This window comes from Marinomonas sp. UCMA 3892, from assembly GCF_012726345.1.
GTDB lineage: Bacteria > Pseudomonadota > Gammaproteobacteria > Pseudomonadales > Marinomonadaceae > Marinomonas.
Map to the genome: position 1 here is coordinate 1 of NZ_PTXN01000002.1, position 18,083 is coordinate 18,083.

An 18,083-nucleotide genomic window follows, 5' to 3' on the forward strand; every position below is an offset into this window, starting at 1 on the left:
TCGCAGTATTGTTCGGCTCTTTATCAAAAAGAATTACAACGTAATAAAATACGACCGTCGATGACAGATGGCTATGACTGCTACCAAAATGCGTTAGCAGAAAGGGTGAATGGCATATTGAAGCAAGAATTTTTGATTGGAAGATGCAGAACTTTTAAAGAGTTAGAAAGGCATATTAGTGAGTCTATTGATATTTATAATAGGTATCGACCTCACTTAAGTCTAAATATGAAAACACCAGAAGAAGTGCATGAAAAAGCCAGTATGGAATCCATACTGGCTTAACAAAAATCGTCAACGTATTTTAGGACGAGACAAAGGGATAAAGAAGTTAAGGTAACTCGTCTTCCAATTCAGCCTTTGGCGCTGGGATCAAATCTTCTCGCTTAACCCCCATCGCCAACAGCAAATTTGCCGCCACGAAAATAGAAGAATAAGTACCAATCACAATCCCTACCAACAAGGCCATGGCGAAGTTATGAATAGCCTCACCACCTGAAAAAAACAAAACAACCAATACAAACAAAGTCGTTAATGATGTAATCAAAGTACGACCCAGCGTTTGATTAATAGAATCATTCACTAAATCATACGGTGTTGTATCACGCATAATACGAAAATTCTCACGAATCCGGTCACACACCACTATCGTATCATTCAAAGAATAACCAACCACGGCAAGCAAAGCCGCTAACACCGTTAGATCAAACTCCACCTCAAAGATAGAAAAGAAACCTAACGTGATAATCACATCATGAATCAAAGCCGCAACAGAGGCTACAGAGAATTTAAACTGAAAGCGCACTGCTACGTAAATCATCACGATAGCCAAGGCAAGCAACATGCCTAAACCACCTTGCTCACGCAACTCCTCACCCACTTGCGCACCCACAAACTCAGAGCGCTGTAGCGATACATCAGTTGCACCATGGTTTTGAAGCGTAGCTAACACTTCATCACCAAGAGTCGCCGTGTAAGAGTTGGCCATACGAACAACAACATCAGTTGGCGAACCAAAGTTCTGCACAACAACATCAGAGTAGCCATTTTCACCTAGCAGCGTACGCACATCATCTAGCTGCGGCGCCTCTTTATAAGCTACCTCAATCAAGGTACCGCCAGTAAAATCTAAGCCAAACTGCAGCCCCTTTGTTGCCAAAGAGACAAGAGAGATCAGTATCAGCGTAAGTGAAAAGACAGCTACGATTTTACGCATTGCCATAAACGGAATATTTGTCACTTTCATGGCGCTCTCCTAAATGTACAGTTTCTTATTTTTACGACCACCATACACAAGGTTAACCTGTGCACGGGTTACAACGATTGCCGTAAACATAGAAGTAAGAATACCCAGCGACAATGTCACTGCGAAACCTTTAACAGGACCAGTCCCTACCGCAAACAAAATCACAGCAACCAACAGGGTCGTGATATTGGCATCAAAAATAGTCGTAAATGCACGGTTAAAACCAGAATGAATCGCTTGTTGATTCGATACCCCACTTGCCAACTCCTCCTTTATTCGCGAGAAAATCAACACGTTGGCATCCACCGCCATCCCCATAGTCAAAACAATACCCGCAATACCAGGCAAGGTAAGCGTGGCAGAAAGTAAAGACATACACGCCATTAGCAGTACAATATTCAACGCCAACGATATATTGGCAAAAAGGCCAAATACCTTGTAATAAAGCAGCATAAACACCATAACAACCAATAAACCAATTTGCGCAGAGCTGACACCCAACTTGATGTTTTCAGCACCTAAGCTTGGCCCAATAGTACGCTCTTCAACAAAGTAAATTGGCGCAGCCAAAGCACCCGCACGAAGCAACAAAGCCAATTCAGATGATTCACGTGGGCTATCTAACCCTGTGATACGGAATGAATTACCTAGGGTAGTTTGAATGGTTGCCAGAGAAATAATGCCTTTCTCACTATAACTTCTACGCACTTCTTCCATTTTGCCGTCTTTTTCAACAAAACGACTGCGAGACTTATGCTCTATGAACACAACCGCCATATTACGACCAACAGCAGAACGAGTAACTTTACTCATTTGCTTGCCGCCTTTGGCATCCAAATTAATATTTACCTGCGGGCGGCCGTTTTCATCAAAAGAAGAGCTCGCATCAGAAACACTATCACCAGTTATGATAAGATCACGCTCTAAACGCGCCGTACGACCACTGCCATCACGGAAAGATAAAGTCTCAATGTCCGCACCCTTATCCTCCAAACCAGCTTCCAAATGAAACTCAAGGTTGGCTGTTGCACCGATAATACGCTTCGCTGCCGCTGTATCCTGAACACCAGGCAATTCGACAACAATACGATTACTACCTTGACGCTGCACCAATGGCTCAGCCACACCCAACTCATTTACACGGTTACGCAATGTGGTTAAGTTTTGTTGCAATGCATAAGATTCGATTTCTTTCTTAGCTGCTTCCGTAAAACTCACATCTAAGTAAAAATCACTGCCATCTTGACGAGTAGCATAACGGTATTCAGAAAAATCTTTCTTCAGCAAGGTTTCTGCCGTAGCCAAATCAGGCTGCTGTAAAAAGCGAACCGAAAGCACACCATCCTCAATATCAACGCTACGGTAACGAACACGATCTTTCCGTAATGCAGCTTTCATTTCACTCGCGCTAACTTCAAGCCTTTGCTTTAACGCTGCAGGAGTATCCACTTCTAGTAAGAAGTGCACGCCACCACGCAAGTCAAGACCAAGCTTAGCAGGCCCAGCCCCTAACGCAGATAACCATTCAGGCGTCGTAGGAACAAGGTTAAGCGCGGTTACATAATCATCACCCAGTGCTGCCGCCACAACCGGCTTAGCAGCTAGTTGGTCCTCACCACTATTAAAGCGTAAGGTACCGCCAGCAGAGGTTAGCTCTGCTTCTTTTAAATCTATATTCGCTTTTGTAAGCGCAATTTTTGCTTTTTGCAAAGCCTGCTCATCAACAACAGCAGTCGCTTTTTGGGTAGATAGTTGTAGCGCTGGATCATCCGGATAAAGGTTTGGGAAGGCATACAGTAGCCCCAAAGCCAAAACAAGAAGAATTAGCAAATACTTCCACAAGGGATACTTGTTAAGCATGAAAATTCCTTTACACCTAAAAAATTAAATGGATCGATAAAGAAGAAAAGCGCCTAGGTAGGCGCTTTTCAAAGAAGGTTAAATAGACTTTAACGTTCCCTTAGGTAAAACAGCAGCAACGGAAGATTTTTGAAATTTCATTTCAATGCCTTCAGATACTTCAAGTACTACATAGTTATCGTCTACTTTAGACACTTTACCTAGTACACCACCGCCAGTTACTACCTCAGTACCTTTCGCTAGAGATGCAATCAAGTTTTTATGCTCTTTTGCACGCTTCGCTTGCGGGCGCCACATAAGGAAGTAAAAGATGACAACGAAGCCAGCAAGAAGTACCAGGTTAAAAATACCTGCATCTGCTGGTGCGCCGCCTTCAGCGTAAGCTGGTGAGATCAATGCGATCATGGTGTTAACTCTCCAATGGTTTATGAAACTGTTGCAAACCCTTATGTAAAGAAATTTGCTTAATTTTGTTTATTATTCACTCAAAGCTGGCGTTTCTAAGCCGCGCTTTGCATAAAACTCATCAACAAAGGCGTCAAATCTACCTTCATCGAGCGCCTGACGCAATCCCGCCATGAGTGTTTGGTAATATCGTAGGTTATGAATCGTATTTAATTGCGCCCCTACCATTTCTTGACACTTATCCAAATGATGTAAATAAGACCGAGAAAAGTTTTTACAAGTGTAGCAATCACATTCTTTATCTAGTGGACCTACATCATGACGATATTGAGCGTTACGAATACGCACTACACCATCAGAGGTAAATAAATGACCGTTACGTGCGTTACGCGTTGGCATAACACAATCAAACATATCTACACCACGACGAACACCTTCCACCAAATCTTCTGGCTTACCAACCCCCATTAGATAGCGAGGTTTATCTGCAGGCATTTTTGGTGTTGTATGATCCAACACTTTCATCATTTCGTCTTTAGGCTCACCCACTGACAATCCGCCAATTGCGTAACCATCAAAGCCAATATCAACCAAACCTTCTAGAGACTCGTCTCGGAGGTTTTCATACATACTGCCCTGGATAATACCAAACAATGCAGAAGGGCTGTCGCCATGTTCATCCTTAGAACGCTGCGCCCAACGCAAACTCATGCGCATAGACTTAGCGGCCACTTCTGGCGTCGCAGGATACGGTGTACATTCGTCAAAAATCATCACAATATCAGAGCCCAAATCACGCTGCACCTGCATGGATATTTCAGGGCTTAAGAACACTTTAGAGCCATTGATTGGTGAACGAAAGCTAACACCTTCTTCAGTGATTTTACGCATTTCACCAAGCGAAAAAACTTGAAAACCGCCTGAATCCGTTAAGATCGGCTTTTTCCATTGAGTAAAATCATGCAAATCACCATGCGCTTTCACCACATCCGTTCCAGGACGCAACCAAAGGTGAAAAGTGTTACCCAAAATAATATCAGCACCAATTTCTTCGATATCCTTGGTCAACATACCCTTCACTGTACCGTAAGTACCAACAGGCATAAAAGCTGGCGTTTCAACCTTCCCACGAGGGAACGTCAAGGTAGCACGACGCGCCTTTCCTGACGTTGTGTGAAGCTCAAAATCCATAAAACATTCTGGACGTTTATCAGACATTCGTCTTATTCCTCACCTTGCGGGCCTTTCGCCTGCGGATTTCGTGTAACAAACATGGCATCACCATAACTAAAAAATCGATATTTTTGCTCAACGGCTTTTTTATAAGCGGCCATCACATGGTCATAACCTGCAAAAGCACTGATAAGCATGATAAGTGTTGACTCCGGCAAATGAAAATTCGTTACCAAAGCATCTACTGTTTTAAATTCATAACCTGGGTAAATAAAAATACTGGTATCACCTTGCATCGGGGCGATTTCACCGCTTTGGCTTGCCGACTCAAGACTGCGAACACTAGTCGTTCCCACGGCAATAACTCGACCGCCACGCGCTTTTGCCGCTTTAACTTGCTCAACAACGCTAGGCTCAACTTCTACGTATTCAGCGTGCATAATGTGGTCTTTTACATTTTCGACCTTCATTGGCTGAAAAGTTCCGGCACCAACATGCAAAGTAACAAATGCAGTTTCAACACCTTTTGCTTTTAGCTTTTCAAGCAAAGCCTCATCAAAATGCAAACCAGCAGTCGGTGCAGCAACAGCACCGGGCTTTTGATTATAAACCGTTTGATAACGCTCTTGATCACTGTCTTCATCAGGACGCTCAATATATGGCGGCAACGGCATATGACCAGCACGCATTAAGACATCCAGTACAGGTTCATCAAAAACAAGATGAAACAAGGCGCCAGAACGACCAATCATAGTCGCTTCAATATGCTCGCCTTTATCTTGCCCTAAAATTAGCTTGCTACTTTCTTTTGGCGATTTACTGGCACGAACATGTGCCAGCGCTTCATTCACATTAATCACTCGCTCAACTAGTATCTCAACTTTCCCGCCGGATTCCTTTTGCCCAAATACACGCGCAGGAATCACTCGAGTGTTGTTAAACACCATCAAGTCACCTGGCTGAACCAAGTCCAACACATCTGGAAATTGACGATGGACCACTTCACCGCTATGACCATCAAGATGCAACAACCGACTGGCTGTTCTATCAGGCATAGGGTAATTAGCGATCAATGAATCAGGTAAATCAAAGTGATAATCGGAAACGAGCATGAAAAGAAAACTACCTAGAAAAAACGACCCAGCATTCTAGCGAAAATCCACTCAAAAAGGTACTTCTACGCCACTAGTTGTTAAAAAGATAAAAAATAACACTTCTAGCCGTTGACTTATCTTATAAATACCCTAGAATACGCCTCACCTTTTTCAAGGCCAGTGTGGTGGAATTGGTAGACACGACGGATTCAAAATCCGTTGCCTTCGGGTGTGGCGGTTCGAGTCCGCCTACTGGTACCAACATAAAAAGCCCTGATCAATGATCAGGGCTTTTTTTTCGTTCCTTGAATGTCATTCTTGGGTTATTAAATCAGATAAATGTGTCATTTCAGGAACAAAAAATGAATCGCCGCAAAAAAATCAAAGACATATACGACAAGCGCATGAAGCAAGCTAATTTAAAGATCAACCCTAAAAAAGCTAAGCCTAAATACATATCTAAAGCTGAACGCGCCAAAATGGAAGCCGAAGCTGCTGCAAATCCAAGCATGGATCTTAATGCAGAAGCATCTGAAACAAGCGAAATACAAGACGCTTAAAATCGCGCTCTAAAGTGCCAGTCACCTTCTTTCATATCATTTTTGATTGACTGGCAAATATCCCCATCTATCTGATCACCATCAACGTCATACAAACCGCACTGAGAAACCGCACGTTTTTTATTGATATTCGCCCCCAAAAACTCATAAACCACTCGCGCACAACATGGCGCCCTTTCACCACTTCCCGATACACCTAAACGCAATCCAGTTAATCGCTCAACACGATTTTGAAAAGAAGGATAAAGAATCGTCTGTGTCATCTCCACATGAGTCTGGCTTTCATAGTCGATCAAAAACAATCGGTCCGATAACAACTGAACAACACCATTATAAACACCATGAAAAGACTTTTTTAAATTACGCGGATTCAATCGCTCAGTCCGTCGATAATAGGTTTTGTCGCCTTGGGATTCGATGTGCACTAAGGTTCGCAGAATCTTTCCTGGACAGGCCATAGATAAGTAATATTCGAAGTAATAACCACAATATTTGCCTAAGCCATGCTGCCCAGATTCATTCAATTGATTGAACTGTTGCTGTTCAGGCGTAATACTTTTGACATCATCATTCTGTCGAATTGGCCGCGCCTGCACTAACTTAACAAATTGTGCGTGCGGCAGCGTCATCTCACTAGGCTCAACACCAAAAAATTCCCCTATACGACGCTGAGTACTATTACTCGGCACCGTCGTCCCGTTTAGATAACGATTAAATTGAGCACGATTGATATTTAATCGGCGACATACATCCGCCACCGATTTATAGAAACTGCATAACAACCGTAGATTATCAGCAAAATGTTGCACCATGATTATTTCCACCCAATCAACTCCACAATCCACCCTCACAACAACGCGACCAGTGTAATAAATAATCTTACTAAAAACACGCCAAAAATGGTGCTATTTGATGCTACCAGAGCATCAAATAGCACCAAATAGAGTCTTTTTACGAACTGCCTTTCCTACTAATTTTTCGTTCCAATGAGCCTCTTAGCACGACTAAATAAAACTAAATAATAAATCTAAGAAAACAGGAGTCCCCCATGCTATCTTTTCTCACTGACTTGCTTTGGAGCAAGGTTCTTATCGCCGTATTAATCGGCATTGGTATCTGGTTTACCATTGCGACCCGCTTTGTACAATTTCGCTATTTCGGCAACATGTTCGGCATTCTTACCGCAAAACACCATGAAGCTGATGGCAAACACCTAAGTTCTTTCCAAGCGTTAATTCTCTCTGTAGCCGGCCGAGTTGGCGGCGGTAACATTGCCGGCGTTGCAGTTGCCATTACCATTGGTGGCCCAGGTGCTATTTTCTGGATGTGGGTTGTTGGCCTAATGGGCATGGCAACCAGTTTCGTAGAATGTATGCTGGCACAAACCTATAAAGCAGCCGAAAAAGACGGCACTTATCGTGGCGGCCCAGCATTTTATATTGAGCGCGGTTTAGGCAAAAATTGGAAATGGCTATCCGTACTGTATTCGATCTTGCTATTGGCAACTTTTGGTATCGCTTTCACCACACTACAGTCTTACTCAGTTGCGACTTCACTAGAAGATGCATTTGGTATCCAGCCTTACTACAGCGGCATCGGTATGGCGCTTATTGTCGGTTTGATTATTTTTGGTGGCGTAAAGCGTATTGCTCAAGTCGCAGAAATCTTAGTTCCCATCATGGCGGGCGGATATTTGTTGATTGCACTTATCGTTCTTGCGATGAACCTAAGCGCAGTTCCGGATACTTTGATGATGATAGTTAAAAGCGCGTTTGGCTTAGAACCAGCATTTGGCGGCGGCATTGGTGCAGCTATACTAATGGGCGTAAAACGCGGTCTGTTCTCTAATGAAGCTGGTCTTGGTAGCGCGCCAAACGTGGCAGCAGTTGCTTATATTCCACACCCAGCGAACCAAGGCATAGTTCAAGCCTTCTCCGTATTCATCGACACTATCGTATTATGTACTTGTACTGCACTGATTATCCTTCTTGGTAGCGCTTATGATCCAAGCAGCACTGAAACTGTTCAAGGTGTCGCTCTAACTCAAGCATCACTGGCCACTCATATGGGCGATTATGGTCGCATGTTCGTCAGTATTGCTCTACTACTATTCGGCTTTAGTACCATTTTGTACAACTACTACTTAGGTGAAAACAGCGTTAGCTACCTAACCAAATCAGATAATCATGGCTTCTACATGAATGCCTTCCGCGTCATCATCATTTGCCTTTGCTGCACGGGTGCTATTCTTGATCTAGGCACAGTGTTCGCCTTTGCAGATTTGAGCATGGGTCTATTGGCGCTTGTTAACTTATTTGCTCTAGCTCTGCTATTTAAAGTTGCTAAACGTGTTATGAAAGACTTTGATAATCAGCGCAAACAAGGTAATAAAATGCCAACGTTTGAAGCAAATCGTTTCGCCGATTTGGATCTAGACCAAGAGTCTTGGCCAAATAACGAAAATCACCACCAATAAACTAACTTAGATTACGCCTCATCGTGATCCGGTGAGGCGTCAGGAAGAACATCATGAATACTCGCTCTGAATACGATTTACTTGGCAATATGGACGTTCCCGCTGACGCGTTGTATGGTATACAGACATTGCGCGCAGCTCAAAACTTCTCGATTACTGGCGTTCCTATTTCTCACTTTCCTGAATTGATTAAAGCCTTGGCAATGGTAAAAGCGGCTGCAGCTCGAACCAACCAAGAAATGAAACTACTAACAGCTGAAAAAGCCGATGCCATTGTTTATGCCTGCCAAGATTTGATCCAAGGTCAATATCACGATCAATTCATTGTTGATGTAATTCAAGGTGGTGCAGGCACTTCAACCAACATGAACGCCAACGAAGTTATTGCCAACATTGCACTAATGAAATTGGGTCGTGAGAAAGGCGAATACAAATTTCTACACCCAAACGATGACGTAAACCGCTCACAATCCACCAACGATGCTTACCCAACAGCTGCCTGCTTAGGTATTCAGTTTGCGGCGGACAACTTTATTCCAAGCCTTGCATCACTTAAAGCAGCACTTGAAGACAAAGCACGCGAATTTGCGCATATCGTAAAAATGGGCCGTACGCAGCTTCAAGACGCAGTACCAATGACCTTAGGCCAAGAGTTTGATGCCTTTGCTGTTACCCTTGGTGAAGACATTGATCGTATCGGTGAAGCCTGCGCCCTACTTTGCGAAGTAAACCTCGGTGGTACAGCAATCGGTACTGGCATCAATACACCTGAAGGTTATGCCAAACTGGTAGTAGAAAAATTAGCAACCATATCAACAAAACCGCTCGTACCTGCCAGCAACTTAGTCGAAGCAACATCAGACATGGGTGCCTTTGTATTTTTCTCCGGCATTTTGAAGCGCCTTGCTATTAAATTAAGCAAGATGAGCAACGACTTGCGCTTGCTATCAAGTGGGCCTCGTACCGGTTTAGGCGAAATCAACCTGCCTCCAATGCAGCCTGGCTCATCTATCATGCCGGGCAAAGTAAACCCTGTGATTCCTGAAGCGATGAACCAAACTGCATATCAAGTCATCGCGTCTGATCTTGCTGTAACTCTAGCGGCTGAAGCGGGTCAATTACAGTTGAACGCCATGGAACCTATGATCATTTATAACGTACTAAATTCGTTAAAAATGCTTAAAGAAGCCTGCCAAATGCTGGAAACTCGCTGCATACGCGGCATCACAGCCAATGAGGCAGTGTGCGCTGGCCACGTAGAAAACAGTATCGGTATCATTACTGCACTGGTTCCGCATATTGGTTATGCTAATGCCTCTCGCATTGCTAATACTGCACTACACACTGGCAATACAGTAAAAGCCTTGGTAATTGAAGAAAACCTGCTAACGGAAGAGCAGGTGAATATTTTGCTAAGCCCACAATCCATGCTTTCCCCTAGCAAGGTTGTAATATGAGCGCAAAAGTACTCATCTTGTATACAGGTGGTACCATTGGCATGATTCAAACAGAGCAGGGCTTAGCCCCTGCTTCTGGTTTGCAAGAGCGTATAGAAATGGCGTTAGGGATGAGTGTAAATACTCTTCCCTCTTTTGAAGTACTAGAAATTTCGCCCCTAATTGACAGCGCGAATATAACGCCAAAGCACTGGACTAAACTAGTGTCAATTCTTGCGACTCATTGGCAAGATTATGATGGTTTTGTGATTCTCCATGGTACGGACACCATGGCGTACACAGCCTCAGCCTTGTCTTTCATGCTCGGCGCCTGCACTAAAAACATCATACTAACAGGCTCTCAGATTCCGTTAGGGATGAATAGAAGTGATGCCACTTCAAATTTACAAGCAGCACTATCACTGGCAATTTCTCATAGGATAGCCGACGTAAGCTTGGTTTTTGATGGCAAATTGATGCGCGGCAATCGTATTCAAAAAATTAGCAGCGGCCGCTTTGAAGCTTTTCATACACCAAATGACGATTTGTTAGGTGAATTATCTATTGGCATGCAGCTTTATCCAAATCGTATGATTAAAAGCCATGACGAAAGCACAACAACATCACTTGAAAACAATATTGTCAGCTATAAAACTGGTGCGGTTGGAGTGATTACACTACACCCAAGTCAACCAGTTGCTGTTTATTTAAGCCTCTTGGACGACGATAACTGCCAAGCAATTGTTTTACTTACCTATGGCGCAGGCAACGTTCCAGATCAGAACCCAGCATTTTTATCCTTCTTAACCGAAGCCATGCTACGCAAGAAAAATATTGTGAATCTGACACAATGTCTGCATGGTGGCGTATCTCAGGGAGCCTATGCTGCGGGATCTATCTTGTCTTCAATGAATGTGCTAAGTGGAAGAGACATGACACTGGAAGCAGCTTTTTGCAAGCTACACTGGCTAATTGCTACAGGCGAAAGCTATTACGGCATTTTAGAAAAATGGAACACCAATTATTGTGGTGAATTCACCTCTCAATAATCGATACCTCAAACAAAAAAACGGGAGTAAATCTACTCCCGTTTTTTTGATCTTACGACATTCAAACCGCTAAGCTGGCTCACTCCACACCGCCCACTCGTTACCACACGGATCTAGAAAGTGAAAACGACGACCACCAGGGAAGTCAAAAATCTCTTGCTCTATCGTTCCACCCGCCGCTTGTACTTTTTCCAATGCGACTTCAAGTTCATTACTATACAAAATAATCAACGCCGCGCCATTTTGTGGTCTTGAACAAAAGTTCGCCTGAAAAAAACCACCGTCCAATCCTGCATTTTCAAACGCTGAATATTCTGGGCCATAATCTTTAAACCCCCAACCAAACACTTGACTAAAAAAGGCTTTATTTAACGCCAAATCACGTGCTGGTAATTCAACATAATTGATCTTATTGGTTTCCATATATCCCTCACTTAATCGTCGATGTCACTACCAAGACAACGCTGATCACAATCATTGCACCACCAATCCATTGCTGCGTCGTCATTTTTTCAGAAAACCGTACTTTTGAATAATACAAGGTTCCGATTATTTCAATCTGCCCCAACGTTTTCACCAAAGCCGGATTAACCAAAGCAAAACCAGTAAACCAGCCAATTGACCCTAGAGAACTTAAGACACCTACCTTACAACTTAGCGCAAATTCATGTTTAAACGGCGCTAAAATATCTTTGCTTTTATAAATCTGAATGCCACACAAAATAATAGATTGCAAAGCTAAAACATACCAAAGCGTGACGCCTGCACTAGTAATCAGAGAACCAGATAAAGAATGGCTAGCAATAGACGATGTTACCGAAGCAATAGCAAAACACAAACCACTAGCAAGCCCAAGTAAAAGAGATACGTCCTTGTGTGCTTGTCTAATATTGCCCCACTTAACACTCATTACAACTGCTCCTAGCACGCCAAAAGCAATGCCAAACCATGCTCCCATGGTCAAAGTATAATGCAGCAAAGGCAAACCAATTAACGCAGCCAAAACAGCTTCTGTTTTAGACAACAAGGTTCCCAATGCGAAACTACCAGCCTGAAAGGCTCGCAACATGAAATACGTCGCCATAATCTGGGTAATGGCACAAGTGCTTGCCGCGATAACAAAAACTAGATTTTTTTCGACGGACACCCAACCAAATAGCTGCCAACAAATAACAAGATACACAGTGACTAATGGCAAGCCATATAAAGAGCGCGACATAGTGGCATGTAAAAACCCAGTTTCACGAGCCAGAGTATTTTGATACGCCGTTCGAACCGACTGACAACCTGCTGCAAAGAGAGTAATAAAGATCCACATGCCAACGCCTTATCTCACAATTTGAAAGCGCTAGCATGAGGTGAAGAGGTGTATTTGTAAAAGGAATAAAACTTATATTTTGGATTCCATATAGGAATACCTATGAAACAATTCGACAGGCTTCAGCAAATTGTTTAGTTAACTCAAAAGCGGATATTTCTTGACAACCTGACACATTCTGCCCACTCCACAAAGAAGAGAAATCATCCAAATTCTGCTTCTCTGCCAAATTTTTTAATTGCGCCATTTCCATTGATGCATAAGGAAAATCTGGCACACTGGAATTCATATAGCCAAGATCTTTCATAATACGATTAGCAATACCTCGTGCAGGTCGCCCGGTAAAAACATTGGTTAAAGCCGTATGATGGGCTCTTTGACTTTTTAGTGCAGCACGATGAAGTTGAGATGTTTTTGCTTCGTGACACAACAAATAGGAAGTCCCTATTTGTACTACTGACGCACCCAGAGACAAAGCGCAATTAATACTGCGAGCATCACAAATACCACCTGTAGCAATCACAGGGACACTGACTCGATCGACAATTTGAGGCAATAGTGAAAACAAACCAATTTGAGTAGAAATATCTTTCGACAGAAACATCCCTCGATGCCCTCCCGCCTCAAGACCTTGCGCAATGATGCCATCTACGCCATTTTCTTCTAACCAAACCGCCTCTTCAAGTGTTGTCGCAGAAGACAGCACCTTAGTTCCCCAACTTTTAACCCGTGCAAGCAACTTGGCGTCAGGCAAACCAAAGTGAAAACTAATAACGGGGGGAGCAAAACCTTCTATCACATCGGCAATATCATGACTAAAAGGCATTCGGGTTGCAGCTTTTATGGTCGCATCATATTGGCCCGAAAGCTCCTCAAAATACGGTTTCAACAACGCTCGCCATTGCTGATGCTTTATTTCATTATATCCTGATGTTTCATGACAGAAAAAATTCAGGTTATACGGTTTATTCGTCGAGGCTTTAATTAAGGAAACCTGATGAGCAATATCATCCACGTTTAGCATGGCGCATGGCAAAGACCCCAAACCACCCGCTTCCGAGACCGCAATAGCCAAAGCACTGTCTTGAACGCCTGCCATAGGTGCCTGAATAATCGGATAGTCCATTCCCAACCAATCACATAAACGAAACTGCTTCATCTGGTCTCCTTATACTTAAATCTAAGAACTTAAAACTTAAAACTTAGCAACAATCGCCTTTAAAGACTGCTTAACAGAATCATCTACGATTTCGCCATCTTTCATCACATCATAAAAGTTAGGCACGCTCAGGCTTCCCACAATATTACCTTTGAAAAACGGCATACTGTTAACAGTTTGTGCAAGCACACTGCTTGCACCACCAGGTCCTGGAGATGCAGAAAGCACCACGATTGGTTTATCTTGATAAACAGCTTTTTCGATACGGGACGCCCAATCAAAGATATTTTTATACGCAGAAGAATAAGAGCCATTGTGCTCAGCAAATGATGCAACGATTGCATCTGTTTGAGCAATAGCATCGACGAAGGCTTGAGCTTGAGCTGGAACGCCTGATTCTTTCTCAAAATCTTCGCTGAAAAGCGGCATTTCGAAGTCATTAAGATCAAGAAGCGTCACTTCCGCACCTTCCACAAGGTTTGCAGTGTAACCAGCCAAAGCCTTGTTAATAGACTGGCGGCTTGAGCTAGCACCAAATGCAAGTATTTTCATTTTCGGTCCTTTTATTTCGTTAAGATTAAAAAACTCTTCGAGAGAAATAGTTTCATATTTTTTTGATGTTCAGCCGCTTAGAATGCCACCATGAACTTAATTTTCAAACATACTTTTGTACGCTTTGCTATCGTCGGCGGTGCAGGCTTTCTAGTTGACCTTACCTGTATGCTGCTGCTTTCCATTTGGTTGCCACATCTTGTTGCTCGAGGTATCGCATTTTGGGTCGCAGCCAGTTCGAACTGGTGGTGGAATCGCACTATTACTTTTACTGACCCCAAACAAGAAAAAGCAAGCAACAGCAAAAAGGCTGCTGCTCTGCAGTGGATACAATTTCTCGGCAGCTCTGTTATTGCCTTTGTGCCTAATTGGGGTTGCTATCTAATATTAATGTCTCAACCACCAGCAACATCCAATTCTACACTGATTATTTTATGGCCTTATTTAGCCATGATACCTGGCATATTAATTGGCATGATGCTCAATTATGCCTTCTCACGCTTTTGGGTATTTTCTCCCGCTAAGCTGTAAGCCGCCAAGTTTACTGATTTAATTTGTATTGATTAAATCAGTTTTCATTCAATCAGCTTAGGCTTCTTCGCCGCCATGCTCAGCAAATCGCCCTTTCGATTTATCATGCACTTGATCATGGCGCGGCCAAGGCCAACCACCAAATTGTGTACGCTGATAATCTTGAAACGCTTGCTGTAACTCTGCACGTGTATTCATCACAAAAGGTCCATGTTGTTCAACATGCTCACCGATTGGGCGACCTTGCAATAACAAGAATCTGGCTTTTTTACCCTTATTCAGTAGAGTTAAAGCCGAATCACTTTTCAAAACAAAGGCTTCATTAATAGATGCATTTGCACCATCTAACGTGACATTCTCACCTTCAAAAAAGTACAAAGTACGGCTCAAATTAGCTGCCGCTGCAGGTAAGGTCCATTCACCGTTTTCTGGCAAATCAATCAACCAAATAGCAACGTCGTTTTTACTATCCGCAGCCCATGAATTAGGCGGACAAGGTGAAGGATCAACATTTTGAAACCGCCCTGCAACCACTTTAACTTGCGTTTCCAGGCCTTTACTGTCAGCCACTTTAACAACTGGAGTATCTTCATTCCACAACATAGCGAAATGCGGTGGCACCATTTTGTTTTTACTGGGTAAGTTCAGCCAAATCTGAAAAAGCTCTAATGGGTTCACACCTTCTTCATTCAACAAAGGAAACATTTCAGAATGCTGAACACCTGACCCTGCAGTCATCCACTGAGTGTCGCCTTCACCGTAACGACCTGCCGCACCAATTGAATCAGCATGATCAACAAAACCTTTATTCACAATAGTCACTGTCTCAAACCCGCGATGTGGATGAGCAGGAAAACCTGGAATACTTTTTCCGTGATACATACGCCAACCATCAATACCGCCAAAGTCTTGACCCAATGGACGGTTATTTAGCGGGGCATCAGGCCCCATAGATGCGTTTGCTTTTGGATACGTATCGTTATGAAAAGCACAAAACAAAAAAGGATCAAATGTAGGCCAGAACATTTGCAGAGGAATTCGCTTTAAAATTGACGAGCTCATCATGTTTCTCCATCAAAAAATAGTGTAACTGATAGACACATCATAACATCTATAATCTTGATTGTTTTATGCTGATATTAGTTTCAATCCATCTAATTTTTAAATATGTTGTCTGGCAGCTCTATCCGACACTTGGAAAAATTACTTTAGCAGTACAACCAATCGAATTTGCATTATCTTCTAACGAGAATGAACATTGATATTTGGCACAAATATCCCGCACTATCATCAAGCCCAACCCATAGCTTTCGCCCCCCGGCTTTCCGCTTAGACCACAACCTGTATCAACAATAGATAATTCATTTTCCTTGATCACCATATTCACACTGCCTTCCTCGGTACAGGCCATAGCATTTTTTAATAAATTCCCTACTAAAATATGGAACGTAGGAATTGGCAACTTAGTAATAATTTGACCATTTTCGACAATATCAACCGCAACAGACTTTCCTGTAAGGTATCCCAAATGTGTTTGTCGAATATCTTCATATTCATGAAGCTGCACGACGCGTGAAGTAATAGCACCAAGATCTTCATCCCGAGTCAAAGACAATAGCGTAGTAATGTAATCTTCCATCTCTTGACAAGCTTGAACCATACGCACCCGTTGACGCTCTAAAAATTCCTTCGAATCGGATTTACCAAGTAACGTTGTTGCCCCCTTCATAACCATTAGAGGTGTCCGTAACTCATGGCTCGCATAGCGATTAAATGCTCGCTCCCGCTCAATCAACTCTCGAATTTGATTTTGGTAGCTGTTTAGCCTATCAACCAAATGACGAATCTCTCTTGTCGCCGCCCCTTCTGGCAGCTCAATTGCAGACAAATTGGCAGGTGTTCTTTCACCGAGACTTTTTGAAAGTAAGGCAAGTGGTTTAGTTAGACGATCAGAAATGCGCATTACTACCCACAAACTGACAATCAACAACAACAAAGACAAGACCAGTTGAGTGCTCTGTGTTTCAAACATTTGCTCTTCCGATATTTCATAAATCTCATCGTAATGAATCACATAAATATCTTTCATCTCACCATTTAGCATCGCCTTAGAATGCATAGAAAACATTTCTAGTGTCGTATCGGACTCTTTATCCAATTCATAAGGTTTATTATCTTTGGTGTTAGCAGCAAGAACCACACCTGATGGTAAATTTTCTTTACCCACGTAGACTTCGGAAAAAGGTGGCACAGAAACATGTGTTAACTGAGTACCATCGAGTAAAGAGATCGCTGTATTTTTATCTTTTAACATACGATTTTCAGCATAAATCATTTCTATATTTTCGATCATCGACGTAAACATAGAAAAATGAAATGCAATAATCGCGAATGCTACGATTGAAAAATAAGTAAAGGTTAACTGCTTCGCGGTTTTAATTCGTTTCATTCATCACCTTCAGCAACAAGACGATAACCCACCTTGGAGACCGTCCTCAGATAAGCATGTTCAAATGGTCGATCAATCAAACTACGCAACTGATAAATATGGCTACGCAATACTTTACTATCTGGCTCTTCGTCCCCCCATAAGGCATCGCAGATTTCATCTTTTGACACCACATCTGGGGCTTTTTGAATAAGGCATTTTAAAATAGTGTATTGAGAAGGATTTAATGAATAACGACCACCTTCACGCTGCAAAACTCGTGTATTCATATCCAAAGACAAATTACCAAAAGTTAACGTCCGGTTGGCAACACTGCCTTTTCGCCTTCTGACCAGAGCTTGCAATCGAGAGTCAAGAATCTCCAAATCAAAAGGCTTCACTAAATAATCGTCAGCGAAATGGGCAAAACCAGTCAATATATCGTCTTTGGTATCACGTGCTGTCAGCATTAATATAGGTGTATCGATGCCAGCTTCTCGTAACGATTTACATACAGTCAACCCATCCATTTTAGGCAACATTACATCTAAAATAATGGCATCATAATGTTCGGTTTTCGCTAATTCATAGCCTTGTAAGCCATTGTTCGCATAATCTAATACATAGTTCTTGATTTCAAAATAATCAAAAATCACACCAGCAATATCTTTATGATCTTCCACTAACAGTAATTTCATATTCGTCTCAATTATCCAAAAAAGGCTGTAAAAAAAGAGTGGGCTAATAAAGCCGAATTGTCACTTAAAAGCGTGAAAAAAAAGTGAATCACCTTTTT

19 protein-coding genes and 1 tRNA gene are annotated in these 18,083 nt (G+C 42.5%); 7 read left to right on the forward strand and 13 right to left on the reverse strand.

Annotated elements, in window-relative coordinates; genetic code table 11:
- Positions 1-285: integrase core domain-containing protein (locus B6N13_RS02960; RefSeq protein WP_169458451.1), on the forward strand; the 285-nt coding region annotated here is incomplete at its 5' end.
- Between the two features lie 46 nt (positions 286-331).
- On the opposite strand, the gene secF is transcribed toward B6N13_RS02960, so the two are convergent.
- The 5 genes from secF to queA form a co-directional block, all read right to left on the reverse strand.
- Positions 332-1,246: a protein translocase subunit SecF gene (secF, locus tag B6N13_RS02965; protein WP_012070333.1), complete on the reverse strand. Its 915-nt coding sequence runs from the start codon at positions 1,244-1,246 to the stop codon at positions 332-334.
- Between the two features lie 9 nt (positions 1,247-1,255).
- Positions 1,256-3,106, reverse strand: a complete 1,851-nt coding sequence (gene secD / locus B6N13_RS02970; RefSeq protein ID WP_012070334.1) for a protein translocase subunit SecD — start codon at positions 3,104-3,106, stop codon at positions 1,256-1,258.
- A 78-nt stretch (positions 3,107-3,184) separates the two neighbouring features.
- Positions 3,185-3,511, reverse strand: coding sequence for a preprotein translocase subunit YajC (gene yajC / locus B6N13_RS02975; RefSeq protein WP_012070335.1), 327 nt, complete (start codon positions 3,509-3,511; stop codon positions 3,185-3,187).
- 72 nt (positions 3,512-3,583) lie between these two features.
- Positions 3,584-4,729, reverse strand: a complete 1,146-nt coding sequence (gene tgt / locus B6N13_RS02980; RefSeq protein WP_012070336.1) for a tRNA guanosine(34) transglycosylase Tgt — start codon at positions 4,727-4,729, stop codon at positions 3,584-3,586.
- A gap of 5 nt (positions 4,730-4,734) precedes the next feature.
- The gene (gene queA, locus B6N13_RS02985) at positions 4,735-5,796 is read right to left on the reverse strand and encodes a tRNA preQ1(34) S-adenosylmethionine ribosyltransferase-isomerase QueA (protein WP_012070337.1); all 1,062 of its coding nucleotides are present in this window, start codon (positions 5,794-5,796) and stop codon (positions 4,735-4,737) included.
- 158 nt (positions 5,797-5,954) lie between these two features.
- Here queA and B6N13_RS02990 point away from each other — a divergent pair.
- Both B6N13_RS02990 and B6N13_RS02995 read left to right on the forward strand, forming a co-directional pair.
- Positions 5,955-6,039, forward strand: a tRNA-Leu gene (locus B6N13_RS02990).
- 101 nt (positions 6,040-6,140) lie between these two features.
- Positions 6,141-6,338 (forward strand): DUF2986 domain-containing protein, encoded by a 198-nt coding sequence (locus B6N13_RS02995; protein WP_169458452.1) that lies wholly within the window; start codon positions 6,141-6,143, stop codon positions 6,336-6,338.
- On the opposite strand, the gene B6N13_RS03000 is transcribed toward B6N13_RS02995, so the two are convergent.
- Positions 6,335-7,162 (reverse strand): helix-turn-helix transcriptional regulator, encoded by an 828-nt coding sequence (locus B6N13_RS03000; protein ID WP_348981519.1) that lies wholly within the window; start codon positions 7,160-7,162, stop codon positions 6,335-6,337. The two genes, B6N13_RS02995 and B6N13_RS03000, sit on opposite strands and share 4 nt — an antisense overlap.
- A gap of 224 nt (positions 7,163-7,386) precedes the next feature.
- Here B6N13_RS03000 and B6N13_RS03005 point away from each other — a divergent pair, with 224 nt between their 5' ends.
- Genes B6N13_RS03005 through B6N13_RS03015 form a run of 3 tightly spaced genes read left to right on the forward strand, consistent with a single transcriptional unit; the run spans position 7,387 to position 11,299 of the window.
- Positions 7,387-8,814: an alanine/glycine:cation symporter family protein gene (locus B6N13_RS03005; protein ID WP_169458453.1), complete on the forward strand. Its 1,428-nt coding sequence runs from the start codon at positions 7,387-7,389 to the stop codon at positions 8,812-8,814.
- A gap of 53 nt (positions 8,815-8,867) precedes the next feature.
- Positions 8,868-10,271 (forward strand): aspartate ammonia-lyase, encoded by a 1,404-nt coding sequence (locus B6N13_RS03010; RefSeq protein ID WP_012070341.1) that lies wholly within the window; start codon positions 8,868-8,870, stop codon positions 10,269-10,271.
- On the forward strand, positions 10,268-11,299 hold the full coding sequence (locus tag B6N13_RS03015) for an asparaginase (RefSeq protein WP_012070342.1): 1,032 nt from the start codon (positions 10,268-10,270) through the stop codon (positions 11,297-11,299). Before B6N13_RS03010 ends, B6N13_RS03015 begins: the two co-directional genes overlap by 4 nt.
- Positions 11,300-11,368: 69 nt before the next feature.
- On the opposite strand, the gene B6N13_RS03020 is transcribed toward B6N13_RS03015, so the two are convergent.
- The 4 genes from B6N13_RS03020 to B6N13_RS03035 form a co-directional block, all read right to left on the reverse strand.
- On the reverse strand, positions 11,369-11,722 hold the full coding sequence (locus tag B6N13_RS03020; protein WP_012070343.1) for a VOC family protein: 354 nt from the start codon (positions 11,720-11,722) through the stop codon (positions 11,369-11,371).
- 7 nt (positions 11,723-11,729) lie between these two features.
- Complete coding sequence (locus tag B6N13_RS03025; RefSeq protein WP_012070344.1) at positions 11,730-12,617, reverse strand: EamA family transporter; 888 nt, start codon at positions 12,615-12,617, stop codon at positions 11,730-11,732.
- 100 nt (positions 12,618-12,717) lie between these two features.
- On the reverse strand, positions 12,718-13,776 hold the full coding sequence (locus B6N13_RS03030; RefSeq protein ID WP_012070345.1) for a nitronate monooxygenase: 1,059 nt from the start codon (positions 13,774-13,776) through the stop codon (positions 12,718-12,720).
- A gap of 36 nt (positions 13,777-13,812) precedes the next feature.
- Positions 13,813-14,328: an NAD(P)H-dependent oxidoreductase gene (locus B6N13_RS03035; protein WP_012070346.1), complete on the reverse strand. Its 516-nt coding sequence runs from the start codon at positions 14,326-14,328 to the stop codon at positions 13,813-13,815.
- Between the two features lie 90 nt (positions 14,329-14,418).
- Here B6N13_RS03035 and B6N13_RS03040 point away from each other — a divergent pair, with 90 nt between their 5' ends.
- The gene (locus B6N13_RS03040; RefSeq protein ID WP_012070347.1) at positions 14,419-14,859 is read left to right on the forward strand and encodes a GtrA family protein; all 441 of its coding nucleotides are present in this window, start codon (positions 14,419-14,421) and stop codon (positions 14,857-14,859) included.
- Positions 14,860-14,916: 57 nt separating this feature from the next.
- Here the strand turns inward: B6N13_RS03040 and B6N13_RS03045 are convergent, their stop codons facing one another.
- The 3 genes from B6N13_RS03045 to B6N13_RS03055 form a co-directional block, all read right to left on the reverse strand.
- Positions 14,917-15,921: a pirin family protein gene (locus tag B6N13_RS03045; protein WP_157035983.1), complete on the reverse strand. Its 1,005-nt coding sequence runs from the start codon at positions 15,919-15,921 to the stop codon at positions 14,917-14,919.
- A 121-nt stretch (positions 15,922-16,042) separates the two neighbouring features.
- Positions 16,043-17,308, reverse strand: coding sequence for a HAMP domain-containing sensor histidine kinase (locus tag B6N13_RS03050; protein WP_169458454.1), 1,266 nt, complete (start codon positions 17,306-17,308; stop codon positions 16,043-16,045).
- A complete protein-coding gene (locus B6N13_RS03055) occupies positions 17,305-17,985 on the reverse strand; it encodes a response regulator transcription factor (RefSeq protein ID WP_169458455.1) in 681 nt (226 codons plus the stop codon). Before B6N13_RS03055 ends, B6N13_RS03050 begins: the two co-directional genes overlap by 4 nt.
- Positions 17,986-18,083 lie beyond the last annotated feature (98 nt).

Bases quoted from the DNA above. Each gene is read 5' to 3' on its own strand.
- secF (WP_012070333.1), bottom strand. From the start codon at position 1,246: ATGAAAGTGACAAATATTCCGTTTATGGCAATGCGTAAAATCGTAGCT.
- secD (WP_012070334.1), bottom strand. From the start codon at position 3,106: ATGCTTAACAAGTATCCCTTGTGGAAGTATTTGCTAATTCTTCTTGTT.
- yajC (WP_012070335.1), bottom strand. From the start codon at position 3,511: ATGATCGCATTGATCTCACCAGCTTACGCTGAAGGCGGCGCACCAGCA.
- tgt (WP_012070336.1), bottom strand. From the start codon at position 4,729: ATGTCTGATAAACGTCCAGAATGTTTTATGGATTTTGAGCTTCACACA.
- queA (WP_012070337.1), bottom strand. From the start codon at position 5,796: ATGCTCGTTTCCGATTATCACTTTGATTTACCTGATTCATTGATCGCT.
- B6N13_RS02995 (WP_169458452.1), top strand. From the start codon at position 6,141: ATGAATCGCCGCAAAAAAATCAAAGACATATACGACAAGCGCATGAAG.
- B6N13_RS03005 (WP_169458453.1), top strand. From the start codon at position 7,387: ATGCTATCTTTTCTCACTGACTTGCTTTGGAGCAAGGTTCTTATCGCC.
- B6N13_RS03010 (WP_012070341.1), top strand. From the start codon at position 8,868: ATGAATACTCGCTCTGAATACGATTTACTTGGCAATATGGACGTTCCC.
- B6N13_RS03015 (WP_012070342.1), top strand. From the start codon at position 10,268: ATGAGCGCAAAAGTACTCATCTTGTATACAGGTGGTACCATTGGCATG.
- B6N13_RS03020 (WP_012070343.1), bottom strand. From the start codon at position 11,722: ATGGAAACCAATAAGATCAATTATGTTGAATTACCAGCACGTGATTTG.
- B6N13_RS03025 (WP_012070344.1), bottom strand. From the start codon at position 12,617: ATGTGGATCTTTATTACTCTCTTTGCAGCAGGTTGTCAGTCGGTTCGA.
- B6N13_RS03030 (WP_012070345.1), bottom strand. From the start codon at position 13,776: ATGAAGCAGTTTCGTTTATGTGATTGGTTGGGAATGGACTATCCGATT.
- B6N13_RS03035 (WP_012070346.1), bottom strand. From the start codon at position 14,328: ATGAAAATACTTGCATTTGGTGCTAGCTCAAGCCGCCAGTCTATTAAC.
- B6N13_RS03040 (WP_012070347.1), top strand. From the start codon at position 14,419: ATGAACTTAATTTTCAAACATACTTTTGTACGCTTTGCTATCGTCGGC.
- B6N13_RS03045 (WP_157035983.1), bottom strand. From the start codon at position 15,921: ATGAGCTCGTCAATTTTAAAGCGAATTCCTCTGCAAATGTTCTGGCCT.
- B6N13_RS03050 (WP_169458454.1), bottom strand. From the start codon at position 17,308: ATGAAACGAATTAAAACCGCGAAGCAGTTAACCTTTACTTATTTTTCA.
- B6N13_RS03055 (WP_169458455.1), bottom strand. From the start codon at position 17,985: ATGAAATTACTGTTAGTGGAAGATCATAAAGATATTGCTGGTGTGATT.